Source organism: bacterium (assembly GCA_023135785.1).
Lineage (GTDB): Bacteria > CAIJMQ01 > CAIJMQ01 > CAIJMQ01 > CAIJMQ01 > CAZNJA01.
This window is the reverse complement of sequence record JAGLSL010000030.1, coordinates 1-8,080: the sequence shown is the minus strand read 5'-3', so window position 1 is coordinate 8,080 and position 8,080 is coordinate 1. Positions and strand designations below refer to the sequence as shown.

The 8,080-nt window shown below is 35.9% G+C and carries 10 protein-coding genes and 1 tRNA gene; 9 read left to right on the top strand and 2 right to left on the bottom strand.

Annotated features, from left to right (window positions below):
• The 3 genes from KAS42_02680 to KAS42_02670 all read left to right on the top strand — a co-directional run.
• Positions 1-984: C39 family peptidase (locus KAS42_02680; protein ID MCK4905137.1), on the top strand; the 984-nt coding region annotated here is incomplete at its 5' end.
• 281 nt (positions 985-1,265) lie between these two features.
• Complete coding sequence (locus tag KAS42_02675) at positions 1,266-1,466, top strand: hypothetical protein (protein MCK4905136.1); 201 nt, start codon at positions 1,266-1,268, stop codon at positions 1,464-1,466.
• Positions 1,467-1,494: 28 nt separating this feature from the next.
• The gene (locus tag KAS42_02670; GenBank protein ID MCK4905135.1) at positions 1,495-1,695 is read left to right on the top strand and encodes a hypothetical protein; all 201 of its coding nucleotides are present in this window, start codon (positions 1,495-1,497) and stop codon (positions 1,693-1,695) included.
• 72 nt (positions 1,696-1,767) lie between these two features.
• On the opposite strand, the gene KAS42_02665 is transcribed toward KAS42_02670, so the two are convergent.
• Both KAS42_02665 and KAS42_02660 read right to left on the bottom strand, forming a co-directional pair.
• Positions 1,768-2,175, bottom strand: coding sequence for a 4Fe-4S dicluster domain-containing protein (locus KAS42_02665; GenBank protein ID MCK4905134.1), 408 nt, complete (start codon positions 2,173-2,175; stop codon positions 1,768-1,770).
• A 71-nt stretch (positions 2,176-2,246) separates the two neighbouring features.
• Complete coding sequence (locus KAS42_02660) at positions 2,247-3,446, bottom strand: homocysteine biosynthesis protein (GenBank protein ID MCK4905133.1); 1,200 nt, start codon at positions 3,444-3,446, stop codon at positions 2,247-2,249.
• 310 nt (positions 3,447-3,756) lie between these two features.
• Between KAS42_02660 and KAS42_02655 the strand changes: the two genes are divergently transcribed.
• From KAS42_02655 to KAS42_02630, 6 genes are all read left to right on the top strand, one after another.
• Entirely contained in the window at positions 3,757-4,272 is a 516-nt protein-coding gene (locus KAS42_02655; GenBank protein MCK4905132.1) for an adenine phosphoribosyltransferase, read from the top strand.
• Positions 4,273-4,431: 159 nt separating this feature from the next.
• Positions 4,432-4,509: transfer RNA gene (locus KAS42_02650), tRNA-Arg, on the top strand.
• Positions 4,510-4,625: 116 nt separating this feature from the next.
• On the top strand, positions 4,626-6,191 hold the full coding sequence (purH, locus tag KAS42_02645) for a bifunctional phosphoribosylaminoimidazolecarboxamide formyltransferase/IMP cyclohydrolase (GenBank protein ID MCK4905131.1): 1,566 nt from the start codon (positions 4,626-4,628) through the stop codon (positions 6,189-6,191).
• A gap of 87 nt (positions 6,192-6,278) precedes the next feature.
• Positions 6,279-6,836, top strand: coding sequence for a GTP cyclohydrolase I FolE (gene folE, locus KAS42_02640; protein ID MCK4905130.1), 558 nt, complete (start codon positions 6,279-6,281; stop codon positions 6,834-6,836).
• A gap of 192 nt (positions 6,837-7,028) precedes the next feature.
• Positions 7,029-7,610, top strand: coding sequence for a cyclodeaminase/cyclohydrolase family protein (locus KAS42_02635; GenBank protein ID MCK4905129.1), 582 nt, complete (start codon positions 7,029-7,031; stop codon positions 7,608-7,610).
• A gap of 9 nt (positions 7,611-7,619) precedes the next feature.
• On the top strand, positions 7,620-8,080 hold a 461-nt coding region (locus KAS42_02630; GenBank protein MCK4905128.1), incomplete at its 3' end, for an SDR family NAD(P)-dependent oxidoreductase.

Sequence of the window (8,080 nt, the reverse complement as noted above, 5' to 3'; positions counted from 1 at the left end):
CTATTCTTAACTCCTTCGTATGCGAGAATGAAAAGGGCAGAAGATTCTCAAGCGGAGCAAACCGAACAAAGAGCATTCTTTAAGAAATATAGAGGCATCCCGATTGAAGGGCATCTTATAGAAGGTGTTCCCTTTTATAAACAGAAAGAGCGCAATTACTGCGGACCTGCCGTTTTGTCTATGGTTTTGAATTATTGGGACAAAGATAAAATTTTTACCCAAGAAGAAATAGTTAAAGATATTTTCGACCCAACTGTTGAGATTACAAATAATTCCGAAATGGTTTTTTATCCTTATGTTCAAAATTTCCGCGTTCTTTCTTCCAACGGTAATATTGAGCAACTAAAAAATCTTATCAGGGAAAATGTCCCTGTCATTATCCTTCAACGAGTAGTAGACAAAATAGTATATAAGGGTCATTATAGAGTTGTGGTCGGATATGATGATGCCAAAAACGTAATGATTTTGAATGACCCTTGGTTTGGAGATAAACTTTCAATGAGTTATAAACTTTTCTCCGAACTTTGGGCTTTTGGCAAAGAAATCAACAAGAAAAACTGGATGTTGGTTCTATTGCCCAAAGAAAAAGAAAGCATACTTGATAAACTTGTAGTGAAAGAAAGCGCTGTTACTTATCACAATATAGCTACCGCTCTTTACAGCCGTAAAAGAATTCCTGAAGCTATAACCCAGTGGCAGAAGGCCATAGAAATATCTCCCGAAGAAATAACTTTTTATTATTGCGCCTCTTACGCATATGTTCAGGAAGAAGATTATGATGAGGCGATTCGTTACGGGAAATTGGCTGTAAGGGTGAATGATGATAACAGTTTTGCGTATGACACACTTGGTTGGGCATATTATAAAAAGGGTATGATGAAAGAAGCGTTTCAACAACTTGAAAAAGCCACACAGTTAAGTCCTGACGTGGAGTTTATAAAAAATCATTATAATGTTGTGGCAGAAGAAATTAATAGAAAGTAGCTTTTTTGTAGTTGCTGATTTATCAGCGTTGTTTGTGTGAAAGCCCACAAATGGGCAACTACATTGAAAATAGATATACAGTAGATATACGTAGAAATATGATAGAAATACATTGTAACAAGGCAATATATTTCAAGGTATTTCCATATATTTCGATACCCAATTGGGATTTGGTCATTGATAAATTTTATATCTTTAGCTACGAATGCTTTAACGAGGTTGACTTGTACAGATAAAAATAGTAGGATATTTTTCATAAAGAAGAAAGGGGGTGATTGTAAGTGAAGATCAAACTTTTAAGCGTACTTCTTGTAGCTATGATGTTGTTTTCAGTAACATCGGGAATCGTGGCTGCAACCCAGAATTCCTCGAATGTCATTACTGCTTCTGATGCAGGTGGCGGAGAATTGACAAATCAAGATATTTGGATAATTGTTGCTATAGGTGCTGGTATCATTCTCTTGGCAGTTCTTCTAATATAGCTAATTAAGGTAAAGGAGGTAATTGTAAATGAAATTTAAACTTTTGAGTGTATTTCTTGTTGCTATGATGTTGTTTTCAGTAACATCAGGAATCGTAGCTGCAGCCCAGAATTCTTCGGATGTAATTACTGCTTCTGATGCAGGCGGCGGAGAAATGACTGGGTCAGATATTGCTATAACGGTTCTATGTGTTTTTGGTGTGTTGTTGCTTATAATTTTGATAGCATAAGAAACTCTTAGTATCAGAGAATTCCGCCAGCCTTTGGATTATTTATTTGAAGGCTGGCGTTTTTTGTCTCTTTCAAATAAGAATTTCCATTGCTTTATAAGGACAGGCGGAGATGCATAATTCGCAGGCAATACATTTTTCAGGGAGGAACTCGACTTTCATTGTTTTTCTGTTTACTATTAAAGCTTTAGTTGGGCAAATCGTGACACAAACAGTGCAGTGAGTGCATTTGTTTTTATTCATACGAACATCTTTTTTCAGCGGTTGGATTGTTACTCCAAGATTTTTTAAATAGGTGATAGCATTTTTTAAGTTTTTTTCTTTTCCTTGCAAATCAACCACCAATTTACCTACTTCTTCCTGGGTAATTTGAGCTTTTAAAATATTAATTACGATATCGTAATCTTTTACGAGTTTATAGGTAATGGGTTCTCCTACCAATGAAGCGGGGAATGTAAGAACAAGTCTTCTTTTTTCCATTTTCAGTCCTCATCTTGCCCCGTTGAAATAGTCCGCCACTGAAACTATGGTGGACGTAATTTCTTGCGGAGTTATTTTATCGGTCTTTCTTTTAAGGGTTTAAAAGTTATTTCTGACTTACTTGAAGGGATTAGTTTAACAGGTTCGGTTAATAGAAACTGTCCCTTTTTTATCCAATTCTTTAAAGTTTCGGCAATCTCTTTTGCTTTTGCATAACTTGACAAAGACGCAGTTGGAACAAATTTATCTTTGATTTTTATCTCACCGTTTTTTAATTGGGCATAATTTGCTGTTCCTATGGCTTTCCCTGTTCCTTGAGGATAATCATAAGAGTAATCTACTATTTGTGTCTGAATATCTTCATCCTTTACTGCAGTATATTTAATCATCTCTTCCGATATTATCGGTATTGGTATTCCTATTCCCACTGCAAGACTTACTCCGTATCCTGTCATGGAAACGCCTCTTAACCATTGCGATGACATCTTTTTGACATCGCCTGTTAAAGCCAAAGTTCCTGCCGGAACCGAAGGAACTCCATTTGGAGTTCTTTTTACCGACGGATTATGTTGAGTTCCGTTACTTGTTACATAACCAATTCCTCCGCCTAAAAATATTCTAGTTCCTATTCCTATAGTCTTGTAATAAGGGTCGTTTAAAAGCGGAGAAAGCTCTCCGGCTGAGCAATAATTAGCGTTGCCGAGATTTGGCTGGAGTATCCCCATATATGTATAAATAATTTTGTTGGATAGATTAACAGCAACATTATAATTTTGATAAGAATTTCTTGGATTAAAGAGGATGACTTCGTTTAAATCTTTAATATTTATCAGAGTATTAATCTGTTTTGAAGGGTAACAATCAGTACCGTAAGAGGTTACTCTTAATTTAATATTTTTACCTTTTACTAATTCTTCTATTACGTGTCCGCCTCCGTAACTGAAAGTTCCGGGGTAAATTTTATTGGCGGGGTCATTATCAGGAATCCGAGTGGCTCCTAAATAAATGTCCACAGCCGCTAATCCAGCGTAAGCCTCCACATCATTTAACCAAGCTTTGCTTGCTTTTATTTTTGGTTTTGAATGTCCGAAGTTTATGAAAACACCCGAAGAACACATTGGCCCAAAAGTTCCCGTAGTGACAACATCTACCTGTTCAGCCGCTTTTTGGGAACCTTTCTTGTTAACAATTTCAGGCACTTCATCCGCTCTTACAATAACGGCTTTGCCTTTTTTAATTTTTTCGTTAATTTCTTTTATGGTCTTTGGCATTTTATCTGTCCTTGCGTACTTTTATAAAACACTCATAAATTTATTAAAAATATTATACTCCAGCAGGTTTTTTTATTCAATTTATGAAGGCAAACAAAATTGTAAACAACCCTATTTTTTGTTATATTTACCCCGTTAGAGATTTTAAAAAACGTTAGATGTTATATCAACCGAACAAGCAGTATCGCGCTGTATATGATATTTGCGAGCAATTTATTAAATCTCTAACGGGGGTTGCCCCCCTCCTTAATTATAAAAATTATAAATCTGTTTTACACATAAACATAAATAGAAAAAAATCATGAAAGACTTGGAAATACTAAAATCTGCTATTCGTGATGTGCCCGATTTCCCAAAAAAAGGCATTATTTTTAAAGATATTACTCCTGTATTAAAAGACGGCAAACTTTTCTCACTGGCAGTAGAGAATATGATTGAACCCTTTAGAAAACAGAAGATAGATAGCGTAGTGGCAATAGAGGCGCGAGGTTTTATTTTTGGTGCAGCTATAGCTAATGTGTTAAATTGCGGAATGGTGCCCGTTAGAAAACCCGGCAAACTGCCTTATGAGACACGTTTGGTTAGTTATGAACTTGAATATGGAACTGATACGCTTGAAATTCATACCGATGCAGTAAATAAAGGAGAGAATATTTTAGTGGTAGATGACCTTCTTGCAACAGGCGGGACGGCGCAAGGTGCGTGTGAACTCATAGAAAAAAGCGGCGGAAACATTATAGGCATTTCCTTTTTGATAGAACTTGCCTTTTTAAACGGTAGGAAACGATTAGGAAATTATCCTATTCACTCTCTAATAAAATATTAGATATGTAGAAATACAATAGATATACAGTAGATATAAAATGGATATACGTGGAAATATGGTAGATATACAGTTGATATACATGGAAGTACGTAGTAGATAAGCAACGTATTTCAATTATATTTCTTTTTTATGTATTTCAATTTATATCGGTGAAAACTTGCCCCGATAGCTCAAGCTGGATAGAGCGACTGCCTCCTAAGCAGTAGGTTGGCCGTTCGAATCGGCCTCGGGGTACCATAATAAAATCAAAATTTCCCCGAGAAATTCAGAGAATTTCCGGGACTAAGTCCTCGGAATCTTGGAAAGATTCCAGAGGGAAAATGCAAAATTAAAAGGAAGAAGGAGAGACAATAATGAATGAAATTAAAAGAGCGTTAATTTCAGTCTATGATAAAACAGGTATAGTTGAGTTTGCCAAAGAACTTAACTCTTTTGGGGTAGAGATTCTTTCTACGGGTGGAACGGCAAAACTTTTACAAAAGGAAGGAATTCAAGTAACAGAAGTTTCCAATTACACGGGTTTTCCCGAAATTCTTGACGGAAGACTTAAAACCTTGCATCCCAAAATTCACGGCGGTATCCTTGCGAAAAGAAATGATGCAAAACATCTGGAGCAGATTAAGGAGCTTGGAATCGGTTTTATAGATATGGTGGTTATTAACCTATATCCGTTTAGAGAAGTTATAAAGAAACCTAATGTCAGCTTGGAAGAGGTTATTGAAAATATAGACATCGGCGGGCCCACAATGCTTCGTTCTGCAGCTAAGAATTATCAAGATGTTGCGGTTGTTTGTTCTCCTGACGATTACGATACGATTATAAAAGAGTTAAAAGAAAATGACGGCAAGTTGTCTTTAGAAACGCATAAAAGACTATCAGCTAAAGTTTTTGATTCAACATACAAATATGATTCAGCTATTTCATTTGAGCTAAACAAAAGGTTTGGAATTAAACAAGAACTTTTCCCTAAAGTAGTATCGAAAAATTTAGAGATACTTCAAGAATTAAGATATGGCGAGAATTCACATCAAAAAGCAGCTTTCTATATTGGAGATAAAGGCAAAAATTTTGAACAACTTGGCGGAAAAGAACTATCCTTTAATAATCTTTTAGACTTGGATGCTGCGTGGTCAGCCGTGCAGGATTTTGACGATTCTGCCGCAGTGATTATGAAGCATATGAATCCTTGTGGTCTTGCCTGTCATGACAATCTACTTCAAGCTTACAAAAACGCGCACTTATGTGACCCGCTAAGCGCATTTGGCTCTATCGTTAGTTTTAATAGGAAGGTTCCTAAAGATGTAGCGGAAGAAATAACCAAAACTTTTGTTGAAGTAGTAATTGCTCCTGACTATGAGGATGAAGCTATTAAGGTATTGCAGGAAAAACAAGCTCTAAGAATTATAAAAATGCCTGTAGCTTTAAGTAGCCAAACCGAAATAAGATGCGCGCTTGACGGCTATCTTATTCAACAAAAGGATTATTTCCAGATAGAGAAAAAGGATATGAAAGTTGCAACTAAAGTTCAGCCAACTGATGCCCAATGGAAAGAGCTTTTGTTTGCATGGAGGGTAGTGAAAAATATTAAGTCAAATGCTATCGTTCTTTGTAAAGAATTAAGAACAATTGGGGTAGGCGCAGGACAGATGTCAAGAATTGATTCCATGAAACTTGCTTTGACTAAAGCTTGCCCCGTTAGAGATTCATCTCTAAACGGGGCTTGTCAGTTACCCGAAGACACTGTTTTGGCATCCGATGCTTTTTTCCCTTTCAGCGATGTCGTAGAAGAAGCGCATAAGGCAGGAATTGTCGCGATTATACAACCAGGCGGTTCCAAGAGAGACCAGGATAGCATAGATGCCTGTGACAAATATGGAATTGCCATGGTATTGACAGGTGAAAGGCATTTTAGGCACTAAATTTGGTAACGGTCAGGGTAACGAAGCCCCAAACGTTTCAAAATTTTGTTTCGGATTTAGAATTTACTCGAATAAAGTGAGGAGTTTATGGATGAAGAAAAAATCAAAAAAGCCGTAAGGGACATATTAGAAGCTGTAGGTGAAAATCCTCAGAGAGAAGGGCTTAAAGATACACCTCAAAGGGTAGCCAATATGTACAAAGAAATCCTTGGTGGTATCGATAAGAACCCTGCTTTGGAGCTTAAAATTCTTAAAGGGCAGAGTTTTGATGAAATAGTTCTTGTTAAAGATATTCCTTTTTATTCGCTTTGCGAGCACCATATGTTGCCTTTTCACGGCAAAGCGCATGTTGCGTATATGCCCGAAGGAAACAGAATCGTTGGAATATCCAAAATACCGCGAGTTGTAGAAGTTTTGTCCCGCAGATTACAAATACAGGAAAGATTTACTTCGCAAATTGCCGATGTAATAAACGAAACGATTAAACCTAAGGGCGTAATGGTTATTGTGGAAGCCGAACATCTCTGTGTTACTATGAGAGGCATAAAAAAAAGCGGTTCTATGGTAAAAACCTCTGTAGTAAGAGGAGTCTTCCGCGACAATGAGAAAACAAGAGCCGAAACGTTAGCTCTTATTAAAGATTAAAAAATGGATATACATAGATATACGTAGATATATAATGGATATATGTTGTTAAAGGATTGAAAACTAAAAAAAATTACATACTATAACTTCAAAAAACTAAGGATACAGGCAATATATTTCAAAATATTTCTATTTATTTCAATTTATATCAAAATATTACTTATATATAGATAATCTTAAATTTTAAATAAAATGTATATAAACAAACCCATAAATAAATATCTTGACGATTTAGCGGCAAAAAAACCTGCGCCGGGAGGTGGTAGCGCGGGCGCTTTGGCCGGAGCGCTTGCTGCGGGTTTGGTGTCAATGGCCGTCAATTATAGTATCGGGAAAAACCCTAAAAACGATAAAAAATTAAAATCAATTCTCAAGCAAAGTGAAAAATTAAGAAAAAATATAAGCAAATTGATTGATGAAGATATCAAAGCCTATAAAAAGGTTTCGATCCTTTTTAAATCCTCAAAATCAAATAGTGATAAAATCCAAAAAGCCTTAAAAAACGCGACTAAGGTTCCGTTTGAAATTGCGAAAATAGGAGTTGAAGTAATCAAACTAAACGAAAAATTATTTCCAATATGTAATTCGCGACTTCTTTCTGACGTAGTCGTATCTTTATCTCTTGCTTATAGCAGTGTTGAAATAGGAATACTTAATGTTCAAGAAAACATTGCGATTATAAAAGACAAAAAATTTAATAAACTATATAGGACAAAATCGGGGAATCTTAAGAAAATTGCTCATCGAATAAAAAATAATCTCTATCAAAAATAGGAGCTAAGAATGGATATAGAAAAACTTTTCCAAGAAGGTTTTAAAGACAAAACAGTATTAGTTACAGGAGGCGCTGGTTTCATTGGTTCTAATATTGTTGATAGATTATTGGAATTTGGGGCGAAAGTGAAAATAATAGATGATTTTTCCGAAGGTAGGGAAGAAAATATCCAACAGGTAATGGACAAAATAGAACTTATAAGAGGCGATATAAGAGATCTTGAATTGCTTAGAAAAATCACCCAGGGAGTAAATTTTGTATTTCACGAAGCTGCAAGAAGGTCTGTGCCAAAGTCAGTAGATGACCCCTTAACATACAATGATGTGAATGTAACGGGAACGCTTAATGTACTTCTTGCATCAAGCGAAAATAAAGTCAACAGACTTGTATTTGCTTCGTCCTCTTCCATATACGGAGAAATAGACGAAAAGAAACCTCAAGCAGAGACATCTATACCAAAACTTATTTC